This is a genomic window from Arcobacter sp. CECT 8989 (assembly GCF_004116715.1).
Classification (GTDB): domain Bacteria; phylum Campylobacterota; class Campylobacteria; order Campylobacterales; family Arcobacteraceae; genus Halarcobacter.
Window position 1 is genome coordinate 255,188 of record NZ_PDKE01000001.1, and the last position, 22,609, is coordinate 277,796.

Annotated in this window: 23 protein-coding genes and 4 tRNA genes; 5 read left to right on the plus strand and 22 right to left on the minus strand. The window is 29.2% G+C overall.

All coding sequences use genetic code 11. The annotated features are described in order from the left end of the window. Window positions 1-20 precede the first annotated feature (20 nt). A complete protein-coding gene (locus CRV02_RS01155) occupies window positions 21-1,292 on the minus strand; it encodes a hypothetical protein (protein ID WP_129088805.1) in 1,272 nt (423 codons plus the stop codon). Window positions 1,293-1,772: 480 nt separating this feature from the next. Here CRV02_RS01155 and CRV02_RS01160 point away from each other — a divergent pair, with 480 nt between their 5' ends. Continuing rightward, window positions 1,773-3,008, plus strand: coding sequence for a multidrug effflux MFS transporter (locus tag CRV02_RS01160; RefSeq protein ID WP_129088806.1), 1,236 nt, complete (start codon window positions 1,773-1,775; stop codon window positions 3,006-3,008). A 238-nt stretch (window positions 3,009-3,246) separates the two neighbouring features. Then, window positions 3,247-4,194 (plus strand): L-lactate dehydrogenase, encoded by a 948-nt coding sequence (locus CRV02_RS01165; protein ID WP_129088807.1) that lies wholly within the window; start codon window positions 3,247-3,249, stop codon window positions 4,192-4,194. 10 nt (window positions 4,195-4,204) lie between these two features. Here the strand turns inward: CRV02_RS01165 and CRV02_RS01170 are convergent, their stop codons facing one another. The 5 genes from CRV02_RS01170 to CRV02_RS01190 form a co-directional block, all read right to left on the minus strand. After that, the gene (locus tag CRV02_RS01170) at window positions 4,205-4,513 is read right to left on the minus strand and encodes an AzlD domain-containing protein (protein WP_129088808.1); all 309 of its coding nucleotides are present in this window, start codon (window positions 4,511-4,513) and stop codon (window positions 4,205-4,207) included. Next, window positions 4,506-5,189: an AzlC family ABC transporter permease gene (locus CRV02_RS01175; protein WP_129083795.1), complete on the minus strand. Its 684-nt coding sequence runs from the start codon at window positions 5,187-5,189 to the stop codon at window positions 4,506-4,508. Before CRV02_RS01175 ends, CRV02_RS01170 begins: the two co-directional genes overlap by 8 nt. Window positions 5,190-5,235: 46 nt before the next feature. Continuing rightward, a complete protein-coding gene (locus CRV02_RS01180; protein ID WP_129088809.1) occupies window positions 5,236-6,066 on the minus strand; it encodes an AraC family transcriptional regulator in 831 nt (276 codons plus the stop codon). A 76-nt stretch (window positions 6,067-6,142) separates the two neighbouring features. Next, a complete protein-coding gene (locus CRV02_RS01185) occupies window positions 6,143-6,490 on the minus strand; it encodes a hypothetical protein (RefSeq protein WP_129083798.1) in 348 nt (115 codons plus the stop codon). Between the two features lie 10 nt (window positions 6,491-6,500). After that, window positions 6,501-7,817 carry a sulfite oxidase gene (locus CRV02_RS01190; RefSeq protein ID WP_129088810.1) on the minus strand — a complete coding sequence of 439 codons (1,317 nt, stop codon included), beginning with the start codon at window positions 7,815-7,817 and terminating at the stop codon, window positions 6,501-6,503. Between the two features lie 167 nt (window positions 7,818-7,984). Between CRV02_RS01190 and CRV02_RS01195 the strand changes: the two genes are divergently transcribed. Beyond that, a complete protein-coding gene (locus CRV02_RS01195; RefSeq protein WP_129088811.1) occupies window positions 7,985-8,671 on the plus strand; it encodes a response regulator transcription factor in 687 nt (228 codons plus the stop codon). Then, window positions 8,661-9,683, plus strand: a complete 1,023-nt coding sequence (locus CRV02_RS01200) for a HAMP domain-containing sensor histidine kinase (RefSeq protein WP_129088812.1) — start codon at window positions 8,661-8,663, stop codon at window positions 9,681-9,683. The genes CRV02_RS01195 and CRV02_RS01200 overlap by 11 nt, the downstream gene beginning before the upstream one ends. A gap of 16 nt (window positions 9,684-9,699) precedes the next feature. Here CRV02_RS01200 and CRV02_RS01205 read toward each other — a convergent pair whose 3' ends face one another. Next, window positions 9,700-11,247, minus strand: a complete 1,548-nt coding sequence (locus CRV02_RS01205; RefSeq protein ID WP_258239207.1) for a cache domain-containing protein — start codon at window positions 11,245-11,247, stop codon at window positions 9,700-9,702. A gap of 71 nt (window positions 11,248-11,318) precedes the next feature. On the opposite strand from CRV02_RS01205, the gene CRV02_RS01210 reads away from it, so the two are divergent. Then, window positions 11,319-11,999 (plus strand): response regulator transcription factor, encoded by a 681-nt coding sequence (locus CRV02_RS01210; protein WP_129083803.1) that lies wholly within the window; start codon window positions 11,319-11,321, stop codon window positions 11,997-11,999. Here CRV02_RS01210 and CRV02_RS01215 read toward each other — a convergent pair whose 3' ends face one another. The 15 genes from CRV02_RS01215 to CRV02_RS01285 form a co-directional block, all read right to left on the minus strand. Continuing rightward, on the minus strand, window positions 12,000-12,818 hold the full coding sequence (locus tag CRV02_RS01215; protein WP_129088814.1) for an EI24 domain-containing protein: 819 nt from the start codon (window positions 12,816-12,818) through the stop codon (window positions 12,000-12,002). It lies immediately after the preceding gene. 9 nt (window positions 12,819-12,827) lie between these two features. Next, window positions 12,828-13,703 carry a radical SAM/SPASM domain-containing protein gene (locus tag CRV02_RS01220; RefSeq protein WP_375137075.1) on the minus strand — a complete coding sequence of 292 codons (876 nt, stop codon included), beginning with the start codon at window positions 13,701-13,703 and terminating at the stop codon, window positions 12,828-12,830. Between the two features lie 9 nt (window positions 13,704-13,712). Next, window positions 13,713-14,249 (minus strand): hypothetical protein, encoded by a 537-nt coding sequence (locus CRV02_RS01225; RefSeq protein ID WP_129083806.1) that lies wholly within the window; start codon window positions 14,247-14,249, stop codon window positions 13,713-13,715. A gap of 9 nt (window positions 14,250-14,258) precedes the next feature. Beyond that, a complete protein-coding gene (locus CRV02_RS01230; RefSeq protein WP_129088816.1) occupies window positions 14,259-15,839 on the minus strand; it encodes a PAS domain-containing sensor histidine kinase in 1,581 nt (526 codons plus the stop codon). Between the two features lie 64 nt (window positions 15,840-15,903). Beyond that, window positions 15,904-15,980, minus strand: a tRNA-Gly gene (locus CRV02_RS01235). A gap of 46 nt (window positions 15,981-16,026) precedes the next feature. Beyond that, window positions 16,027-16,103 (minus strand) — tRNA-Gly (locus CRV02_RS01240). A 14-nt stretch (window positions 16,104-16,117) separates the two neighbouring features. Continuing rightward, window positions 16,118-16,194 (minus strand) — tRNA-Met (locus CRV02_RS01245). Between the two features lie 27 nt (window positions 16,195-16,221). Beyond that, window positions 16,222-16,311: transfer RNA gene (locus tag CRV02_RS01250), tRNA-Ser, on the minus strand. 57 nt (window positions 16,312-16,368) lie between these two features. Next, window positions 16,369-17,055, minus strand: a complete 687-nt coding sequence (pyrF, locus tag CRV02_RS01255) for an orotidine-5'-phosphate decarboxylase (RefSeq protein WP_129088976.1) — start codon at window positions 17,053-17,055, stop codon at window positions 16,369-16,371. Window positions 17,056-17,064: 9 nt separating this feature from the next. Further along, entirely contained in the window at window positions 17,065-17,463 is a 399-nt protein-coding gene (nusB, locus tag CRV02_RS01260; RefSeq protein WP_129088817.1) for a transcription antitermination factor NusB, read from the minus strand. Between the two features lies 1 nt (window position 17,464). Next, window positions 17,465-17,935, minus strand: a complete 471-nt coding sequence (gene ribH, locus CRV02_RS01265; protein WP_129083808.1) for a 6,7-dimethyl-8-ribityllumazine synthase — start codon at window positions 17,933-17,935, stop codon at window positions 17,465-17,467. Between the two features lie 51 nt (window positions 17,936-17,986). Further along, entirely contained in the window at window positions 17,987-18,787 is an 801-nt protein-coding gene (kdsA, locus tag CRV02_RS01270) for a 3-deoxy-8-phosphooctulonate synthase (RefSeq protein WP_129088818.1), read from the minus strand. A gap of 1 nt (window position 18,788) precedes the next feature. Next, on the minus strand, window positions 18,789-20,474 hold the full coding sequence (locus CRV02_RS01275; RefSeq protein WP_129088819.1) for a TrkA family potassium uptake protein: 1,686 nt from the start codon (window positions 20,472-20,474) through the stop codon (window positions 18,789-18,791). Between the two features lie 19 nt (window positions 20,475-20,493). After that, entirely contained in the window at window positions 20,494-20,871 is a 378-nt protein-coding gene (locus CRV02_RS01280) for a DUF6394 family protein (protein ID WP_129088820.1), read from the minus strand. Then, a complete protein-coding gene (locus tag CRV02_RS01285; protein ID WP_129088821.1) occupies window positions 20,858-22,609 on the minus strand; it encodes an FMN-binding glutamate synthase family protein in 1,752 nt (583 codons plus the stop codon). The genes CRV02_RS01280 and CRV02_RS01285 overlap by 14 nt, the downstream gene beginning before the upstream one ends.

Sequence of the window (22,609 nt, forward strand, 5' to 3'; positions counted from 1 at the left end):
GACTCAATATTTTAAATTCTTTAATATTCGATTAAATAAATTTCAATTAAAAGTAAGACAGCTAATCGCATTGTTATTTCATTGCATTTATAAAGATAATCAACATATGAGATAGTTTGTTCAGCACCTGTTCCACCACTTCTATATTTTAACATTCCAATGTTTGTTTCATCAACATAAAACCACTTATGATGAGATGCATTTCTAATTGTACTTTCTAAAATATCTGTGAATTTTTTTAAATTAACATTATTATGAAGAGGTTTTGATTTTGATTCTTTACTTACATCTTTTAAATATTTGTTAAATGTCATATGTTCAAATTGATCATACTTTCTATTTTGTAAGATATTATTAACACAAACTAACGTAATTATATGTGATGTAAAAAACTCATATGCATTTCCATAATACATTTTTATTTTATCAAAATCAATTGGACAAATAATAGATTCAGTCCCAGATTCTGGATGTAATTCAATTTTATTATTTAATAAAATTCTATTAAAGTCTTTATAATTATTAAAATAATCATCAAATATTTCTATATAATTTTTTAAGTGAAATTTTTTTAAATCATTTTTATAGTAATCCGATAATTCTTTCAGTTCATGATTATTTAAATTTCTAGCTTTTTCAAATTCATCTTCAATATCTATATATAACTTAGTATTGGGTGCAATATATCTAAATAAAAAATCACTAATAATATTTTCTAAGTATCTACCATTTTTTGGCAATGATGCTAGATTAGAATACTTTTCTAATTCTTTTTGTGACAAGTCATTTAGTCCAGCTTCATTTAATTGATATGCCTTTTTAATAATGAACCAATCAGAACTTAAATTAGCATCACCTGACAGTGCATCAAAAACACTAATAAAACTTGGTCCAAAAGGTGTTGGGTTTGTTAAATCATCATAATTAAATATACCTTTTTTCTCAGCATGTTCCATTAATGTTTGAGCTACCATAGTTGATGGAATCAGAAACTTTTCGTTAATATGTATTTTTGGATAAACTAATTCAGCATGTAAATTGATTGGGATAAAATCAGCTTCTTCATCTTTGTAATGACAATTAATATATTCTTTAACCGTCGCCATAAAATGTTTCATTGGTATGCCTTCAAATGATGAAGGCTTACTATTTAAAAGTAGTTCTAATCCTACTTTTTGTTTACATTTAGGACATGCTACACTAAATAATTGAATTTTTTCACCACCAATACCTACTCTAAAAACTATACCTTGTGAACATGTATCACATTCTACAGAAATTCTTTGTGTCATTTTTTCCCTTATATTATTAACCTAAGTTAAGTAAACTCGTTCCATCACCTTTAGGCTCAAACCTTTATCTGCAATGAAATTCTTTTCTTTGTGCTTCCACATGGGAAGTGCAACAAAATCTCTTTAATGTTTTTATGCCAAGATTATAATATTTTCTTGTCACATCCCTGTCACAGATGTAATATTTTATATTAAAGTTTGTTTAAATTTTAGAATTTCTATTTAAATGTAACATTTATTAGTATATTATACTACCCTATATATATTTTATGTCCTTACTTTACTTTATTACTGTAATGGTTTTTTAAGTTAGATATTGTTAAAGTTCTGCCCATAGAGATTGTGCTAACAATTTAATTCATTTTTTCCCTCTCTATAAGAAAAGTGTACTCTCATTATATATCTCCTACTAGTTTTTTATTGAGTACACTTTTTTATTTTCCACTTCCATACTTTATATATCTCTTACAAGGATTTTTTATGAAACATATACATACAGTTTTGAGACACAAAAGCAGTGAATCTATTTTTATGACTCTTTTTTTAGCTTTACCATTATTTACACTACTTCCAATGGGAATTGACCTTTTTTTACCTGCATTAAATGACATTCAATCTTTTTTTCTAGGTGACAACAGTGTTGCTAAGTTTGCTATTTCAATCTACCTTCTTTTTTGGGGAATAGGACAGATGTTCTGGGGAAGAATCAGTGATATTATAGGAAGAAGAAATGTAGCTCTTATAGGACTTGTTGTTTTTTCTATAGCTTCATACTTAATATCAAAGATAACTCAAGATAGCCCAACTCAGTTTTTAGCCTATAGAGCTTTACAAAGCTTTGGAGGGAGTGCTTGTTTTGCTGCAATCTTTGCAATTATCAGAGATACATTTGATGGAGTAAAACTTGGACGAGCTTATAGTTATCTAAATGGTTCTTTAGCCATTATCCCTGTATCTGCACCACTTATTGGGGCTTTTATTTTAGAAACAAACTCTTGGCAATATGTATTTACTCTGTTTTCTATTATTGGGTTATGTAGTATTGTTTGGACTTATCTTTTTACAGCAGAGACTTTAGTAAAAAGCAAAAAAGATGATATCTTAGAAAAGCAGTCAACTTTAGATGCATACAAAAGTGTAGTGACAAATAAAAACTTTGTACTATATCTTAGCCTTACGCTTGTTGGTTTTCTTGGATTTATGTTCTTCTTAACTATTGCACCTTTATATTTGATTGGGTATTTAGGTGTATCAAAAGTATCTTTTGGTTGGATGTTTATGCTTATCGCTTTTGTTTTTATGATTGGTAGTTTTACTGTTCCTTTAGTTGTAGAAAAAATAGGAATAAAAAACACAGTAAGTATTGGTATCTTATTTTATACTTTTGGAGGAGTATTAATCTTTGCTCTTTCATCTTTTGGTATTTGGCAAACATATGTTTTACCTATGGCTATTATTGCTGTAGGTTGTACTATTTTTGTAAGTGCTTGCCCTGCTTTTGCACTAGAAGACTTTAAAGAAAATGCAGGAACAGCATCGGGTCTATTTTCAGCACTAAACTTTGGGCTTTCTTCTATGGGAGCTACTTATTTAGCAACTGTTATAAATCTATCTTCAGCAAGGGATATTTCCCTTATTTATATCGTAATTGGTACATTAGTTATAGTGACATATTTTTCTTATAGTTTTTACAAAAACAAAAACATTGCAAAATGAAATACTTTTAAGTAAGCAGAGTTTTTATTGATATACTTTCAAAATATAAAATGAAAGGATATCATGGAGACTTATGCTTATTATCTACTAGCGTTACTGATAGGAATAAGTGCTTTCACCTCTTTTAAAAGAAGAAATAAAAAAAGATGGAAAGACGAAAGAAAAATAGACTTCCTAAAATAACTTTTCCTTAAAATTATCTAGCTACAATTCAAATAAAAAACAAAAGGTTTTTCATATGTCAAGTCTTACAAAAATAGGTGTAATTGGTGCAGGAAATGTAGGTGCAGCTATTGTAAATGCTTTAGTTCTTAGAAATGTTGGAAAAGAGATTGTTCTTTTTAATAGAGACAAAGACAAAGCAATAGCAGAAGCTATGGATATAGATGACACTATTCCTTTACTTTCAGAGATGACTGTAAAAGCTACAAATGATTATAAAGACCTATCAGAGTGTAGCATTGTAGCTATTACAGTAGGAGCTAGACAAAAAGAAGGTGAGACAAGATTAGAACTTCTTGATAGAAATGCAAAAATCATAAAAGATATAATTAAAAACCTTGATAAATACGTGCCAAATGCTGTTTTAATTATGGTATCAAACCCTGTTGATATTCTTACAAGAGTAGCACAAGAAGCAAGTAAAAGAGATTCTAACAAGATTTTTGGTTCAGGGACACTTTTAGATACTTCAAGATTAAGATTTCAAGTTGGAAAAGAGCTAAATGTAAATAGAAAAAATGTTCATGTTCATGTTATAGGTGAGCATGGAGATAGTGAGTTTGCTGTTTGGTCAAATGCTATAATTGGTTCAATCAAACTAAAAAACTTCCCTCTTCCAAAGGGGCTAAAACTAGAGCAACTAAAAAAGAATACTATGCAAATAGTAAAAAATAGAGCCTATGAGATTATCCAAAGAAAAGGATATACAAACTTTGGGGTTGCAGTTGCGGTTGCAAAACTTATTCAAAGTGTTATTCGAGATGAAAAGAAGATATTTTCTGTATCAGTAAAAGCAAATAAAGAGTACAACCTAGAAAAAGGAACTGTTCTTAGTCTTCCTTGTACAATTGGAAGTAAAGGTGTTGAATATAGACTAAATGTGTCTTTAAATAAAGAAGAAAAAGTTCTACTTCTAAAAGCCTCTAAAAGTTTAGGTGAAGCATACAAAAAAATCAAAGCATAAGCCAAAAGGCTTATGTCATATAGTTTCTAAAAAGAGCTATAAATAAAATAGAAACACACATAGAAAGAAGAACATTATTTGTTCTATACATAATCAAAACAATAAGTAAACTTGCGATTACTCCAGCAACTCCTTCTTTTATGATACTTGGAAAAACCAAGGCTAAAAGTAAAGTAGAAGGAAGATAGTCTAAAAACAGTTCTATCTTTTTGTTTTTTGATAACTTACTTGAAAGAAGTATTCCAGAAACCCTTAAACTATAAGTTCCCAATGCAACTAAAAATATTATAGCTAAGGCACTAAGTGTAAAACTATCCATATCTTTCATCCTTTGAAAAAACAACAGCTGAAAAAGCACCTAAAATAGCTGCTAAAACTATATATATTTTTCCATCAATTAACTGCTCAAAAGCAAAAGCACTTACAATAGTTATAAGCCAAGGAATAATATTTTCTTTGCCTTTATACATACTAATAGCTAGGGCTAAAAAGATTGCAATAAAAGCAAAGTCTAAACCGTATTTTTCTGGACTTTGAATAAAGTCACCTAAAAAGTATCCAAGGGAAGTTCCCGCAAACCAAACTGAAAAAATACATACTCCTCCACCTAATAAAAACATAGGAGTAATACTTTCTTGTTTTAATCTTTGCATTGTAATAGCCCAACACTCATCAGTCACAAAGTGCATATATTTAAACTTTTGAGTTTTGCTTGTGCCTACAAAAAGAGTATTCAATGAAGCTGTAACTAAAAAATATCTTAAATTTACAAGAAGTGCTGCAATCGTCACTCCAATAATATCAAGAGTTGTATTCCACATATCCACAATTACAAACTGAGAAGAACCTGCAAAAATAAAGATATTCATCAAAGCTAGTTGATAAAACTCAATATCTTTTTGAACACAAAGTACGCCTAAAACTGCACCATAAGCAAAAACACTAATTCCGATTGGTAGATTAGCTATAAATCCGTTTCTAAAATTTTTATCCATAAAAGAATATTATCAAAGAAAGAAATTATTGTCTTGTATGAAATTGCTAATTAAAAAACTTTTTGTATTCTCCAGGAGTTAAGCCCATGATAGATTTAAACCTTCTATTTAAATGGCTTTGGTCATTGAAGCCACAAATATGAGCTGTATTTGTAAGGCTTTCACCTTTTTGAAGTAACTCTTTTGCTTTTTCTATTCTTTTTAGCATTAGGTAATTGTGGGGAGAAAGAAAGGTTTTGTCCTTGAAAGTTCTTAGAAAATGGTATTTTGATACATCTAAAGCATCTGAGATATCATCTAAATTTAAATCTAAATGGTAGTTTTCACTCATAAACTCTTTTGCTTTTTTTATCATTGATTGATGATTTGAAATATTTTTGTCAATACTGTATTTTACGTTTTTTGAAACTAGACTTTTAACAGAATCTAAAAGCTCACACTCAAAATCTAAGTTAGAAAGATATTGATTTTCACTAAAGTTTAATATCTTCAAAAATCTACTTGAAAGCTCTTTATCAAAATAAGCACCTTCTTTAAAATATAGTTCACTTGTATGAAAGTTTTCATTTACAAGCTCTTTAAATAGATTTGGTTTTAAATAGATTGAATAAAGAGTATAATCTTTATGGTAGAAAGTTTGACAAGCATGGGTTTCATCAGGGTTTACACTAACAATAGTAGAACTATCTAAGCTCTTTTTTTCACCATCGACAAATGCATCCATATGTCCATTTTGGATTAGTCCAATAGTATAGTCTTCGTGAACATGCTTATCAAAACCGTAGTTTAAAAAATAAGCCTTATGAAAAGTAATGTCATCACTAAACTTTGGTTTCCAAATTTTAGTTTGAAAAGTAGTGTCTTGATTTTTTCCCATATGCAATTATATACTATTTTTAGAAGTTTTTATTGTACCAAATTGCTATTAGGGAAAGTTTTCCCTAATAATTGATTTATGGTAATAGGTCTTTACTTAGATTTTGTCTTCTTGAAGCCTTATCAGGAGCATAGTTTTTCTCTAAATAGTCTAAAATAGTCTTTTCAGTTTGCGCATCAAACTGCCATAACCCTTGAGAATCTTGCATCCATCTAATCATATCAAGCCAAGTTTGTCTATCACCTCTTTGTAAAGTAATAAACTTAGCACTGTGACAAACTGTACAGTTTGCTCTTACTACTTCCATTCCAGAATCAATAATAAGTCCTGTCTCTTTATCATATTGCTTTTCAGCTGCAAAAGAAAAAGAAGAAAGAAGTGTAAGTAGCCCTAAGGCTACAAAAGTTTTTTTGAATAATTTCATTTAAAACTCCTTACACTACTAATACAGCTATTCTATGACAAGCATTATTTAAATAACCTCTTGGATTCCAACCTGGTAAAATCATTGGTTGTTTAACACCATTTGAGTCCATAGCTCTTGCCCAAACTTCATAATAACCCGTCTTAGGGAACTTAACTGATGCTTCCCATGATTGCCAAGCAAGTCTGTTTAGTGGTTTATTTAACTTCTTAACTTTTTTCCATGTTGCTCCAAAGTCAATTGAAACTTCCATTTGAGTTACTTCTAAATCACCTGCCCAAGCTTTACCATTGAATTTAAACTTCTTATTTAACTCATGTCTTACACCAGATTTAGGGAAAGTAATCAATGACTTAACAGGCATTGATTCAATAATTTCCATATCTTCATCAGCTACTTTTGTTCCAGGAGCAACTGGATTTTTTGGTACTCTATAAGATTGACCATTCATTTTTTTACCATCATGAACTCTATCTCTAATAACAATCTTTTTAAGCCATTTCCCAGATACAGAGGCAGGCCATCCACCAACTACTAATCTTAAAGGATAACCATTATATAAAGGAATATCTTCACCTTCATATGCCCAAGCAATTAAAGACTCATCTTCTAAGGCTTTTTCCATTGGAGCACCTCTTGAAATAACCTCTTTTGTTGGGTCACCACTTAAGTGAGTATCTCTTCCATAATATCCAATATAAACAGCATCTTTTTTAATACCACAATACTCAAGAACATCTCTTAATCTAACACCAGTCCATCTACCACAACCAATAGAACCAGTTGTCCATTGATTTCCTTTTGCTGGAGGATTAACTTCTTTTCTACCATTTCCACCACACTCTAATTGTAAAGCATAAGTATAGTGTTTAAACTTCTCTTTTAACTCTTTTAGTGTAAATGTTGTAGGTTTTTCACAGCTTTCTCCTGCAATTTCTAAAGTCCACTCATCTGGATTTTCTGTTTTCTTTGGAGGAACACCATTATTTCTGATGAAAAAATGTTTTCCAGGTGTAAATTCATCATTTAATAAATGTGGTGGTGTTTCTGCATTTACAGGTCTATCATTTAGATAAACTAATCCATCTTTTCCTTCTATTTTAAAAGGTTCAGTTGAATCAGCTAATGCAGCAGGAATAAGACCAGATGGCATATTTGAACCAAAAGGTATATTTGAACCAACCATTGCAGCCATAGCTAAAATAGAAGATTTTTTTAAGAACCCTCTTCTTGACTCATCGCTTTCTCTCCCAAATATATCTAAATCACTTTTTACTGGATCATTATGATAAGCTTCATGAAGCCCTATTTCTTTTTTTTCTTTCATTACATATCCTTTAGTACTTTTATATGTGTGCATTTTATTTTAAGACTATTGAGATTTTATGAAGAAATTATTAAGAAATTGTCAAGATAAAATCTTCATACTTTCTTAACAATACAATTGTATAATCACGAGAAGTACACTATAGTTAAATAAAAATTGAGTATTAAATGAAAAAAAATATATTGATAATAGAAGATGAAGAATCTATTGTACACTTTATAAAAAATAGACTTGATTCTAAAGTCTATAATGTGGATATTGCCCTAGATGGGAAAAGTGCTTTAGAGTTTATAAAAGCAAAAGAGTATGACCTTGTTACTTTAGATATTATGCTTCCACATGTGGATGGGTTTACCCTTTGTAACTCAATAAGAAATCAGTCTAAAAAAACACTTATTATTATGATAAGTGCTTTAGATACAGAGGATTTTAAAACAAAAGGTTATAACTATGGAATTGATGATTATATAGCAAAACCTTTTTCTGCAAAAGAGTTATCACTTAAAATAAAATCACTTTTAAAAAGAAGAGATGAACTAATTGTTTCTAAAAATCAAGAAGAGACAAGTAGTATTGTTATAAATGATGAGGCAAAAGAAATCTCTATAAATAACTTCATTGTTGACTTCACACCTAGTGAATATTTTATTCTTTCTGTTTTTACAAATAATAAAAACAGAGTATATTCAAGACAAGAGTTAGCTCAACTGATTTATGACAACTATTTAGGTGAAATTGATGATAGAGGAATTGATAGTCATATTTGTAATATAAGAAAAAAGATATCTCTTCATCACAATAAAAATATAATTAAAACAATTAGAGGAATAGGATACAAAATAGATGAAAATTAAAACATTTATTGTAATACTTGCTACTGTTGCTGGACTTATTGTTTCAACTTTTACTGCTGTTATGACTTTTGTAATTATAGGGAAACCTATTTGTAGTGTGATGCTTATAAAAATTTCCCTAACAGTATTATCAGTTTTACCAGTAATTGGTTTTCTTAGTCTATTTTCTGGAACTTATCTTTCAAGAAAATTTCTTTTTATACAAGAGAGATTAACAAAGATTAGAGACCAAGAGTTTACACAAAACAATAGTAAAAACTTTATTAGTGAAGTTCATGAGATAAATGATGATATAAACTATTTATCAAATCAACTTGAAACATTAATTGGAGATTTAAGACAAAAAAATCATAATCTTTCAAATCTTCTTATTTCAATGTCCCATGATATTAAAACACCAATAACAATAATCAATGGATATATAGAAGAGATTGAAGATGGATTAGTATCTAAAAAACAACTTCCCGAAGCACTTGATTATATGAAAAAAGAGATTAACTTTTTAAATGAACTTACTGTAGATATGTTGGAGTTTATTTCATCTATGGAAAGACATAAAGCAAAAGAAAAAATCATCTTATACTATTTTTTAGAAAATGAACTATTCCCACTTTTACCAAAAAATGAAAACGTACAATTGATAAATGAGATAAATAAAGACTTAGTGATAGAGTTCAATAAAATTGATTTAAAAAAGATTTGTATAAATATCATTTGTAATGCAATAAAACATATTGAAAAAGGCTACGTAAAAGTATATTCAGAGGGTGAAAATATTTACTTTGAAAATAATGGAAATAAAATAGAAAAAGAGTATAGTCAAAAAATATTTGACCCATTTTTTACAACATCAAAAAGTAAAAATAGAAAAAATAGAAAAAATGGTTTTGGCTTAGGTTTATCGATTGTTAGTAACTTATCAACTAATAACTCTTACAAATGTAGTTTAAAATCAAGTGATGAAAAAAAGACTATTTTTAGTCTTGAAAAAAAAGAGATAATAATTAAATAGAAAGTAAAACTACTTTCTATTTAGGTAAATAAATCTCAAATCTTGCACCATGAGTTGTATCTCTAACTCTTAGTTTTCCATTCATATTTTTTTCAACAATAATCTTTGACATATAAAGTCCAATCCCTGTTCCATCACTATCTTTTTTTGTAGTAAAATATGGTTCAAAAACTTTACTTTTTGGTTCTACTTTGATTCCACCACCATTATCTTCAATAAGTAAGATAACATTGTTCTCTGTCTCTTTTGCATAGATTTTTATCCAAGGCTCTTGAATCTTATTTTGGATAAGAACATCTTTTGCATTTGTGATGATATTTAAAATTACTTGCTGGAACTCATTTGCATATGTATTTAGCTTAATATCCTCAGGAATATCCATATCTACTAAGATGCTATTATTTGATAAAGCACTTGAAATAATAGTCATAATAGAATCCATTGAACCTCTTAAATAAAACTCCTCTTTAGACTTTTTAGGCATGAAGAAATTTCTAAAATCATCAATAGTATGAGACATAAACTCTAATACAGCTTCAGCTTCTCTTACTTTTTTATCCATTGTTTTCTCATCAAGTCTTTCCATATAATACTTAAACTTGATATTCATAAAGATAGAAGAGAGTTCAGATAAAGGTTGTCTCCACTGGTGAGCAATATTTGAAATCATCTCCCCTAGGGCTATAAACTTTGATTTTTGAACAAGAAGTTGTTCATGCTCCCTATTCTTTTCAATCTCACCTTCAACTCTTTTTTCAAGGTTCTCATTAAGCTCGTTTAACTCATCTGTTTTTGCTTTTACTCTTCTTTGATATGACTTTAAAACATCATCAATCTTTTGTGAAACTAAGATAGATATCACAATGGCTATTGATAAAAACAGTGTAAACAGTAAAATATTTTGAACTATTTGATTTTGGATACTTTTTTGAAGTTGCTCTCTATTTCTTGAAATCTCTTCTTCTATATCATCTGTATAAACCCCAACTGCAATAACCCATCTCCATCTAGGGAAATATTTGAAATAAGAAAGTTTTTGATTAGATGTATCACTATTTACTTTTTTATACGCATACTCAGTAAAAGACTCACCTTTTTGTCTTATATCTTCCATAAACTGTTGACGGAACTTTTTGCCATTTGCATCTTTGTAGTTTGTAGAAAGCATAAGTCCTAGTAAATCAGGTCTATTTGGGTTTACAAGTAGTTTAGCAAAATCATCTCCGCCATTTATATCTAAAACCTCATATACAAAAATATAGTTACTCTTATCTTCATCAAAAGAGATATTATTTAGAAGTCTTACTGTATCTCTTTTTAGTTCATCTTCGTTCTCTTCATCACTTTTTGTTGCATTATATTTAATTACATCAATGATTGTATCAATCTCTTTTTTTAACATTATTTTTTGATTTTTATAATAATCTTGAACATATTTGTCCATCTGTCTATCAAAATCTTCATATGTCTTTTTTACATAGAAATAAGAAATCATAAGAATCATTGTTGTCATGATAATTATGAAAACATAAATTATTATTTTTGAGATATTCTTTTCTGTCATTAACTGCAAATTCTAAACCCTAATGCTATTTTCGATATGATACCATACTTTTAATAATAGGGGTTTTTTGTATGGACAAATCATTAATTTCAAACTTGAAAAACTTCACTATTTTATATATTGAAGATGAAGAAGGTATTAGAAAGAACATTACCGAGGTATTAAAGGACTTATTTAAAGAGACATATGTAGCCAAAAATGCAAAAGAAGGTTACAAACTTTATGAACAGAATAAACCTGATTTAATCATTACAGATATTAAAATGCCAAATGAAACAGGTATTGAACTAATAAAAAGAATTAGAAAAGTTGATAGTAAAGTAAGAGTTATTATAACTTCTGCACACACAGATTTAGAGTACATGCTTGAAGCTACTGAACTTCATCTTGTAAAATATATTATCAAACCTCTTACAGAAGGTAAACTAATTGAAGCCTTAGAAGCTTTTGTTAAAAGTTTTGATAGTGCAAGAGTTTATAATCTTTTAGAAGGTTGGTTATTTGATGAAAGTAAATCAATTATTCAATCACCAGATGAAGAGTTTAAACTAACAAGAAAAGAGAATCAATTTTTAAAGCTACTAATTCAAAAAAATAGAATTATTACTTATGAAGAGATGGAAAATATCATTTGGAATGAAGATATTATGACACCAAATGCTATGAGATTATTCATCAAAAACTTCAGAAAGAAACTTCCTTCTGATGTTCTTAAAAATGTTCAAGGAACAGGATACAGACTAGTTTTATAACTAGTTTGTTATCTGCTTTTTATCTAAACTATTTATTATACTATCTTCATTATTTCTAATCTTTTTTAACTCTTGAAAATATCCATGACCTAAATATATGATATAAAATACAGCTGTAAATAGCGTAATAAAAGGAATCATAGATAAAATATATAAGAAAATAGTTCTTCCTCTAAAAGAGCTTGCTTTTTTTGCATGAATTACAGCATACTCTTCTTTAGTAAGAATAGTTGAAGCAATATCATAATTTAAAAGTTTGTGAAAAAAGTAGTAAAGAGGAAAATTAAATGCAATTATATTTATAAAAGGAATAAAATATAAAGGCATTAATACAAAAAACATAATCACCATAATAAGACCACTTCTAAATAAGACCCAAAGAGGACTTAGAATATTTCCAAAACCATTTGTTTTTATCTCAGGATAGTGTCTTTTTTGAATAATCTCTAAAATAAAAGGTGTTAAAAAACCTATAATAATAAGTGTTGTAAACACTGAGAACATCATTACAAATAGTGTTCCAATTGTATAAAATAAAAATCCTACTAACCAAGAAGTTACAGAGTATTGAAATAAAAATCCAATAACTGCTGTCGCCCAAATATAATAAAAAGGAGCATTTGGGTCAACTGTTACATCTTGTCCATTTTGTGTACTTTCAATATAAACTTGTAGTGAGTCAAAACCATAATCTGCTGCACTATAAAAAGCTATTAATAAAACTGCCATTGTAATTATAAGTGGTAAAAAAGCTATTTTAAGCATTGACTTTGTAAAAAAGTCCCTAACACTTAAAGCTATCATTTGTCCTTCTAACATCTAAAACCTTTATTTATCAAATCTTGTTCTGTATTCACATTTTTGACAAAGTTCTTCTATTACTTTGCCACTTTTAAAACCTTGTTTTATATCTTGAACTCTTTTAGAAGATAAAATCTCTTTAATTGAAGAGTTATTAATATCTCCTAGATTTATAACCGCATCTTTATCTAAACAACAAGGAGCTACTTTTCCAGAACTTAAAATTGCAAAGTGAGAATCCAATCCATAACAAGTTCCCTCTTTTGATACAAACTCATTATCCAAACTTGGCCAATTGAAGTATTCATCAAAATTTATAAAAACCATTCTTGCAAGTTTTATGTTTTTTGGTTTCTCTTTGTAAATTGCATCTAAATCCAAGTTTACATCAAAATGCTTTTCTAAATAATTAAACACTTTACTGTTAAACTCTTTAGCACTTTTACTGTCATCTAAATTCCAAATTCTAAAGTTTATAAAGAAGTGTTGTTCTTTTTGAATTGCATATTTTGTAAACTCAACTATTGGGTTTAAATACTCTTCTAAAGACTTCTTGTGAGAGTTTGCATTATATGAGTTTATTGAGAAGTTTATTTGTCTTATTGCTTTGTGCATCAAAGTCTCATGGAAACTTTGATTTATATTGTTTGCTGTAGTTACAATATTTACTTTTAGTTCATGTTTTAAACTTATATCTAGATATTCACTTAAATTTTTTAAAACTAAAGGGTCACCAACTACATGATAAGCTAACTCATTAGTTACCTCTTTTAGCTCTTTGTTTAGTTCATCAAACTTTGAAAGCTTCATTGTCTCATTTGGCTGAAGTTTTGGAGGGCAAAAGCTGCACTTTAGATTACATACATTTGTTATTTCAACATGTACTTTTTTAAATTTTGCTATAACTAATCCCTACTTTAAAAGATAAGGCATATCTTCTTTTAAAGACTGTAATAAATCTTCATTTAAAAAGAATCTTGCAAAATCATAATCTCTGTTTTTATATGCATAAGCACAAATGTATCTATTTCTCTTTAAAAGCTCTACAGTCTCTTCTAAAGTCGCTTGTAAGGCTTCATTTTCCATATAATAAGTATACATCTTCTTTAATGGCTCTTCCATATTTGAATCTTTTAAAAATACAACATTATCATCTAGGAAATCAATTACATTTTCTTCATTTGATTTGATATTTAAAAAGGCTAATTTAATATCTTCCATTCTTAAATCGAATTTATATCCTAAAAGAAGTAACTCTTTTACATTATTTAGATTATTTTGTTGGAAATAATACTGTAATAAAAGTTTTAAATAGTGATCTTTTACATCATCCTCAAATCCATCTAAGTACTCTAAAACATATTCAACATCATCAATTTTTTGGTTATCTAAAAGTGATTTATGGATAATTCCAATTTCACCTAATATTTCATGTAATCTATCATTCATTTTTAAACCTTATCTATTTTGTACAAAAGGTAGTTTAATTTCAAAACAAGCACCTAAATATACTGAGCTATTATATTCAATATTCTCATTCTTTACACTTATTTTTCCATTCATGTGTTTAACAATATTTTTAGACATATACAGACCTATTCCTGTACCTTGAGAATTATGTTTTGTAGTAAAATATGGTTCAAAAATTCTGTCTAAAATAAACTTGTCTATTCCACCTGCATTATCTTTGATTTTTATATATAAATAGTCTTCATCACAGCAAGTATCTATGATAATAAACTTCTTACCCTCTTTTTTGATTAATTCATCTTTTGCATTTGTAATGATATTTAATAAAACTTGTAGAAGTTCATTTTCATAAGTAAATAGTTCCATATCTTCAATACTAGTAATAAACTCAATATGTTTTTTTGTATATCTTGCTTTTGATAGTTTTATTGATGTTTTAATAACACTTTTTAGATTAAATCTATTTTTTTGTTTATTTGGTTTAAAGAAGTTTCTAAAATCATCAATAGTTTTTGATAGATACTGAACTTGTTCATTTATATCATTTAATCCAGCATCTAAAAGGTCTTTATTTAGTAAATCCTGTTCATTTTGTAAAATCATTCCCGTTGATAATACAGAAACAGCAGATAAAGGTTGTCTCCATTGGTGAGCGATATTCTCTAACATCTCACCCATTGCAGCCATTTTTGATTGTCTTTTCATTATTGATTCATAATCAATCAAGTCTTTTTTAACTTTACTAATCTCTTTTTCTAGTGTTTTATTATAATTTTTTAGTTTTAAGTTTAACTCTTCTCTTTTTCCATCAATTTCTAGTCTTTCTGAAATATCTCTTGAAATCGCAGTTACAAAGAATTTTCCTTGGTACTCTTTTAAATGGAGTGAAGTCTCAACAGGAATATTAACTCCAGCTTTCGAAGTATAAACACCAAAAGTTGTTAAAGTATTTTCCTCTTTTATCTTCTTTAAAACTTCAGGAATCGCTATATTATCAGCACTCTCCATTGGTTTTCTAATATTAGATATTTTTGTTTTCTTTAGTTCTGCTAGAGTATAACCTAATTGGTCGCATGCAGTTTCATTTGCAAACTCTACAAGCTCGCTTTCATGGTCAACAACAAAAATCATATCCTTTGAAGAGTTTATTAAATCAAAGTATAAATTTATCTCTTCTGTTCTTCTTACTCTACTAGTAATATCTCTAGCATAAGAAAATAAATACTCTTTTCCATCTATTTTAGTAAATTTTGAAACTACTTCTACAGGGAAAACTCTTCCATTTTTCCTTTTATGATATGTTTCTAAGATATTTGATTGTTTATTAGGAGATTTTTGTTGAAACATCTTTACAGCATCTAAATACTTCTCTTTTGTATTTACATTTGCATCAATATCCCATACATGAAGCTTAGTAATCTCTTCTTCTGTGTAGCCTAGGCTTTCTAGTGCATTATTATTAGCAAATAAAACTTCACCTTCTTGGTTTAAAAGATATATTGCTTGATTTGATAGAGAGAATGAAGCTTCAAGTATAGAATTAAGGTTATTATTTACAAAATCATTCATTGATTGGTTCTTTATAGTTTTTCGTAATTTTATTGAAGTTTTGATTAATATGTAGTTAAAAAAGTGGAGCGGGAGACGAGACTCGAACTCGCGACAATCTGCTTGGAAGGCAGAGGCTCTAGCCAACTGAGCTACTCCCGCAACGGGTGAAATTTTAGCAAAAATTTCTTAAAATAAAATTAAAAAGTGGAGCGGGAGACGAGACTCGAACTCGCGACAATCTGCTTGGAAGGCAGAGGCTCTAGCCAACTGAGCTACTCCCGCTCAAAATATTAAAGTGGTGGGTTCTCGGAGATTCGAACTCCGGACCACTCGGTTATGAGCCGAGTGCTCTGACCAACTGAGCTAAGAACCCAACCACACTAATAAAATCCATAATTAGTGGCGGACAAGGAGAGATTCGAACTCTCGGTCCCCGTAAAGAGACGCACCCTTAGCAGGGGTGTGGTTTCAGCCACTCACCCACTTGTCCAACGAATTAGGAATGAGATTTTAATGAATATGTACTTAAAAACATCTTAATTTTAAACTAAATGTTCTTTAAAATATTATTAACAACCTCTTTTGGGTTTTCAGACTTATATATTGGTCTTCCAACTACTATAAAATCTACTAAGTTCTCTTTAGAAAAAGGAATATCAGCAACTCTTTTTTGATCACCTGCAGCTTCACCAAAAGGTCTAATCCCAGGACATAAAGTAATAAACTCATCAGAAGTATTCTTTTTAATATCTAAACTTTCAAAGGCAGAACATACAACACCATCTACACCAGACTCATATGTATCAACTGCTAGTTTAGTTGCTTTTGTTTCAATATCTTCATTATATACAGCTTTAAACTCATCATTGTCAAAAGATGTAAGAGCTGTTACTGCTATAACAATAGGTTTATTTGGTATATCTTTAATTCTTTCCATTACTTCATTCATTGCTCTTTTACCTGCACTTGCATGTACATTAAACATATCTACAAGACCAAAAGAAGCAATCTCTTGTGCAGCATCAGCCATAGTATTAGGAATATCATAAAGTTTTAAATCTAAAAAGATTTTAAAGTTTGGGTTTATAGCTTTTAAATCTTCTAAAAAAGCTTTTCCATCTCTAATATAACTTCTAAATCCAACTTTTAACCAAACATCATAATCTTTGATTTGTTCAACAAGTGCAAGATTCTCTTTTGCACTTGGTAAATCAAGAGAAATACATAATTTCATATCTCTCATTTATGATGCCTTGTTTACTTTATCTAATACTCCATTTATAAACTTAGGAGCACCATCAGAAGCTAATTTTTTAGATAACTCAATTGCTTCATTAATAACGATTGCTTTATCTAGACCTTTAAATTTAATTTCATAAATTGCAAGTCTTAATATTGATTTTTCAACACTTCCAATATCTTTGATTCCACCTTGATTTAAGTGAGAAACAATCTCTTCATTAATATCTTCAATATTGTCAACTACACCATTAAATAAGTCTAGTGCAAAATCTTTTTGTTTGTTTCTAATTTTCTTATCTTCTAAAATCTCATCAATAAAAGTAACAATACCTTCATTTCCAAGATCATATGCATAAAGTAAACCTATTACTGATTCTCTCGCTTGTGTTCTAGTTGCCAAATTATTTCCCCATCTCTGAATAAAGGTCTAACATTTCAATGATTGTAGTCATAGCTTCTGCACCTTTGTTTCCAACTTTTGAACCAGCTCTTTCAATAGCTTGCTCAATTGTATCAGTTGTTAAAACACCATTTGATACAGGCTTACCATATTTTAAAGTAACTGTTGCGATACCTTTTGTTGCTTCAGCTGAAATGTAATCAAAGTGTGGAGTTGCTCCTCTAATTACTGCACCAACACAACAAACTGCGTCATACTTTCCAGTTTCTAAAGCTTTTTCTAGGGCAAATGGAATTTCAAAAGCACCAGGAACTAGAATTAAATCTAAGTTTTCTTCATTTCCACCGTGTCTTACGAATGCATCTTTTGCACCTTCAACTAATCTATCTGTAATAATATGATTAAATCTTCCATTGATAATAGCAACTTTTTCGTTACCATTTAATCTCATTTTTCCTTCAATAATCTTCATAAAATTTCTCCAAATTTTTTCTAATATTTAGCCATTATATCTAAAAAAATATTAAAGGCTTTGAAGCGCTTCTTTAATAGCAAATATCTCATCAATTGTTTTATATAATTTATCAACTTGTAGCATGTTTGGACCATCACTTTTAGCAGACTTAGGGTCTGTGTGTGTTTCAAAGAAGAAACCATCAACACCAACACTAGCTGCTGCTCTTGCCATATAAGGAACATACTCAGAGTTACCACCAGTTGTTCCACCAGTACTTGGTATTTGAACAGAGTGTGTAGCATCAAAAATCACAGGAGCATACTCTCTCATAAGAATTAAGTTTCTCATATCTACAACTAAAGCACCATAACCAAAAGTATTTCCTCTTTCACAAAGCCAAACACCTGCTTCTTGAGAGTTGATATAAGATACCTCATCAACACCTCTTGTTTGAAGTACTTTTTCTACAGGATGTTTCATAGCATCTGCTGCTAAAAACTGTCCTTTTTTAATATTTATTTTACAATTAGTTTTTGCTGCTTCCACAAGTAAATCTGTTTGTCTACATAAAAATGCAGGGATTTGTAAAATATCTAAAACCTCACTTGCAGGTTTTGCTTGATATGATTCATGAATATCACTTACAAGCTTATATCCAAACTGCTCTTTTATCTCTTGAAATAGTTTTAAACCCTCTTCTAAACCTGGTCCTCTATATGAGTTTAAACTTGTTCTATTTGCTTTATCAAAAGAGGCTTTAAAATAAAAGTCTACTCTTTTGTCTTCACTTAAAGGTTTTAGTTTTTCTGCAATTGCTAATACTGTATCTCTATCTTCTAAAACACATGGTCCTGTTAATACTGTCATGTTAATCCTTTTTAAAAATCGTACTTTTTTCTTTTCCTGTTAAGGCATAATAAAATTCATATATATTTTGACAAATATACTCTATATCACTTTGAGCATTTTCATCACATGCAAATAGTATTGCATCATTCTTTTCTATCTTCTCTTCTAAACTTGGTAATAAAATATATTCTTCACCTCTTTGAAGTAAAAGGGGTATTATATTATTTTCTTTATCTCTATTATATAAAGAGCGAGTAAATAGTTTCAAGGTTATCTCTTCTTTTTTATCTATTGCCTCATAAACCATAAAGGCATTTTTCTTATCTATTGATATCTCTTTTAGTAAAGGGAACTCATCAATCTTAGAGCTTAAATCTCTAACTAAACTTGATGCCCACTTATCATCCTCTTTAGACATAAGTCTAATAAACTTATCAGAAAGTGGATTTATTAAAGCATTTGTAGTTTTATTGATTAAAATTCTTGATGGCATAAAAATATGGTCTATCTTTGCACTTTTAAAAATAGAGAAATCTTCCATTTCATTTTCTCTAGCAATTGTCATAATCTTTGGATTCAACTTTTTAGCAGTTGCTAAAACTGAAAGATTTGTAGTATCATCATTTGTTGCGGAGATAATTGCAACAGCATCTTCTATTCCTACTTCTTGTAATAAGTCTTTATCATCTGCATTTCCATAAGTTATATGCATAAAGTCATTACTTGTAAAACTTCGACCTTTACCTCTATCTATTTCTACAAACTGAGCTTCTATATTATAATACTTCAATCTTTTGTAAATATGTTGTCCCATTCTTCCATATCCACAAATTATATATTTACCCTTTGGAAAAAGAGGAAGACTTGCATTTAAATCTTCCATTCTATAAATCCATTTTTCAAGCTTTAAAAGGTTTGGAGCAGTTAAAGCCATAGATATTTCACTAGAGATTATTGAAAAAGGATTTGCGACAATCTCTACATCTAAATCTTTTAGATTATCTGAATGATTTTTTGTAGTAGATTTAACAACAAGTTTTACATATGGATTTAAAAGTTTAGAAGTAAGAGCAATTCTTAAATTTAACGAGTCATCTTCAAATAAAGAGACTAAACCTTTACAATACTTACTTTTGATTCCTGCATATTCAATTGCCCATGCACTATGGGCATCTGCAACCAAAACAGGAACTGTAGGTGTAAAGTTTTCTAAAATAGCCTCATTTGCTTTTGTTTCATCTTTTTCAATAATTACAGCTCTAATACCTTGTTCAATAGCTCTATTTACAATCTCATTTGTAATTTGGTTATATCCTAAGATAATAATAAACTTCTCTTTTATTGATTCTACTTGTCTTTTAAACTTTGTTCTTTTTATTTCTCTAATAAATAGTTTATCTTGAAGTAAAGATACTAAAGTACCAACAGCATAAAACCAACCTAAAACTGTAATATATATTGAAGCACTCACCCATATTCTTTGAGCATAAGTAAACTCATAAGGGGTTTCTCCAAAACCAATAGTTGTAGCAGTATAAGTAATAAAATAAAAAGCATCAAAGATAGACATATGATAAGGGTTGCCATTGTTATCAACCCCATCAATAACCAATAACCCAGTAATAGCAATTGTATATGTAATAATTAAAACCAAAAATGGTTTTCTCATTCTTTGTAAGACTATAAATAGTGAACTATTTTTCAAAACTATTCTTTAGTTTTATTTATCTTTTTGACTTTAATGTATCGCCAATATAAAGTGCTACAGAAACAAGGTTTGCTAATAGTGCTCCACCTGAGAGTGAAATAATAACACTTGTAACTTCTTGATTAATTGTATATGCATATGCTGCTATTGCCCAAACAGTTGCTGCTGCTATAAGTTGAATATCTGCAACTAAAGATGTTGCTAATAATACGGAACCCATTTGAGTCTTATCCCCAAGCTTTAATGTTGTAGCAATTAAATTTACTATAATTGCTGCCATAAGTTCATATTTACTATGAGATACTAATGAATCCATATCCCCATAAAAAAAACCAAAGTTTAATGTCATAGCTAAAATAATAAAAAAGCCTGAAATAACCTTATCTAGATTCATGATATTCATCCTCCATATCTTTACCAATATCTAATATTCTAGCGAATACATCATCAATATTATCATGTACTTTTGAGTTTCTATCTAGGAACATTATTTTATGTTTATTTAATTCATTAATATTTTTTAGTCCCATTACAGCAAGTAAGCCTCTAACACTTTTTAGTAAATTTTTATGATAATCCCTTACTTTTTTTGCTTGTTTATGTACAAAATATTTTTTTCTTTTCTCTTTATTTTGAGTTGCAAGTCCAACAGGACAATCATGTCCAGTAGTCCCAGAACAATATCTAGCTCTAATACAACCTGCACTCATCATAAATCCTCTAGCAATTTGTACAAAATCTGCACCTAAAGCCATGATTACAATGATATCATCAGGAGTTAGAAGTTTTCCACTAGCTACTAATTTTACTTGCTTTCTTACGCCATACTCTTCTAAAACTTTATTTGCTAAATAAATAGAATCTCTAATATTAAGTCCTATTCTTTCCATCATTTCAATTGGAGCAGTTGCACTTCCTCCACTTCCCCCATCAATAGAGATATAATCAGGATATGCACTATTCCCTTCTTCTATTCTTTTTTTAATCTCTTTTGCATAAGGAACAATATTTTCATAATCAGAAATAACTATTTTAATACCAACTGGCTTATCTGACAACTCTTGCATTTGACCAATAAAATCAAAAAGTTCTTCAATACTATTTGCAAAAGGAAATCTATTTGGAGAAAATAAGTCTTTATGTGCTTCTACATTTCTATAATAAGCAATTGCTGGACTAACTTTTTCAGCGATAAGCTTTCCACCAGTTTGCTTTGCACCTTGAGCTATTTTTAGCTCAGTCATCTTACAAAATCTCATAACCTTTTGGTATCTTTCTGGATCAAATTTACCATCTTTTGTTCTAACAGAATAAAGTCCAGAACTTACTTGTAAAATAATATCAGGCATATCTTCAGGAACTTCTTCTGGGAAAAACGCTAAAGGAGCATTCCAGTTTGGTCTATGAAAAACTTGTGTTCTTGCATCAAAAACATATGTTTCAGCTTCAGGATTATCTTTAAATATAAGTTTTCTATATGCATCTGCTGCTAATGCACCATTAAATAACTTCAATACGGCACTTTTAACTATTTTTTGAAAATTAGTTCCATGAACAACTTCCATATATTTTTCATCATAATTTTGGTGTGTTACAAAAAAGTTTGACGTAAGTCCACCCTCTCCTGAGTTTATAGGAAAGTCTCCCATAAATGAACCTCTAACAAAAGCTCTTGTTCCCTCAGGAGAAATAGAACCATCACTCATAGCTGATCTTGCAATAATAGATTTTGCTGTATATGGTTTTTTTCTATTACTTCCAAATGTTACAGAAAAGTCTCTATCAACTTCATCTTCATTTAAAACGATAGTTGCGTGTCTTAACATAAACTTTGGCTTTGGTAAAGGTTGAGCGGGGGAAAAAGAAGCATAATTTGGTAAATCTCTTGAAGCTTTATATACCCAGTCCAATTTGTCTTTTGATTCATAAAACTTTTCATCACCAAAATATTGTCTAAAAGGTTCTCTAGCCTCTTCTAAAACATATCTGAGTCTTCCAATAATTGGGTAGTTTACCAATAACTGATGATCTCTTTGTACATACTTATCATGCACATACCAAGCTAAAACAATAACTAATATACCTAGAATTATGATTTCAATATACAAAAGAAAATCATTTATAAAATCCAT

Coding starts and splice junctions, on each gene's coding strand:
- CRV02_RS01190 (WP_129088810.1), bottom strand. CDS start 7,817: ATGAAAGAAAAAAAAGAAATAGGGCTTCATGAAGCTTATCATAATGAT.
- CRV02_RS01210 (WP_129083803.1), top strand. CDS start 11,319: ATGGACAAATCATTAATTTCAAACTTGAAAAACTTCACTATTTTATAT.
- kdsA (WP_129088818.1), bottom strand. CDS start 18,787: ATGACAGTATTAACAGGACCATGTGTTTTAGAAGATAGAGATACAGTA.
- CRV02_RS01165 (WP_129088807.1), top strand. CDS start 3,247: ATGTCAAGTCTTACAAAAATAGGTGTAATTGGTGCAGGAAATGTAGGT.
- ribH (WP_129083808.1), bottom strand. CDS start 17,935: ATGAAGATTATTGAAGGAAAAATGAGATTAAATGGTAACGAAAAAGTT.
- CRV02_RS01205 (WP_258239207.1), bottom strand. CDS start 11,247: ATGACAGAAAAGAATATCTCAAAAATAATAATTTATGTTTTCATAATT.
- CRV02_RS01280 (WP_129088820.1), bottom strand. CDS start 20,871: ATGAATCTAGATAAGGTTATTTCAGGCTTTTTTATTATTTTAGCTATG.
- CRV02_RS01160 (WP_129088806.1), top strand. CDS start 1,773: ATGAAACATATACATACAGTTTTGAGACACAAAAGCAGTGAATCTATT.
- CRV02_RS01285 (WP_129088821.1), bottom strand. CDS start 22,609: ATGGATTTTATAAATGATTTTCTTTTGTATATTGAAATCATAATTCTA.
- CRV02_RS01215 (WP_129088814.1), bottom strand. CDS start 12,818: ATGTTAGAAGGACAAATGATAGCTTTAAGTGTTAGGGACTTTTTTACA.
- CRV02_RS01175 (WP_129083795.1), bottom strand. CDS start 5,189: ATGGATAAAAATTTTAGAAACGGATTTATAGCTAATCTACCAATCGGA.
- CRV02_RS01195 (WP_129088811.1), top strand. CDS start 7,985: ATGAAAAAAAATATATTGATAATAGAAGATGAAGAATCTATTGTACAC.
- CRV02_RS01225 (WP_129083806.1), bottom strand. CDS start 14,249: ATGAATGATAGATTACATGAAATATTAGGTGAAATTGGAATTATCCAT.
- CRV02_RS01170 (WP_129088808.1), bottom strand. CDS start 4,513: ATGGATAGTTTTACACTTAGTGCCTTAGCTATAATATTTTTAGTTGCA.
- CRV02_RS01180 (WP_129088809.1), bottom strand. CDS start 6,066: ATGGGAAAAAATCAAGACACTACTTTTCAAACTAAAATTTGGAAACCA.
- CRV02_RS01155 (WP_129088805.1), bottom strand. CDS start 1,292: ATGACACAAAGAATTTCTGTAGAATGTGATACATGTTCACAAGGTATA.
- pyrF (WP_129088976.1), bottom strand. CDS start 17,055: ATGAAATTATGTATTTCTCTTGATTTACCAAGTGCAAAAGAGAATCTT.
- CRV02_RS01230 (WP_129088816.1), bottom strand. CDS start 15,839: ATGAATGATTTTGTAAATAATAACCTTAATTCTATACTTGAAGCTTCA.
- CRV02_RS01200 (WP_129088812.1), top strand. CDS start 8,661: ATGAAAATTAAAACATTTATTGTAATACTTGCTACTGTTGCTGGACTT.
- CRV02_RS01185 (WP_129083798.1), bottom strand. CDS start 6,490: ATGAAATTATTCAAAAAAACTTTTGTAGCCTTAGGGCTACTTACACTT.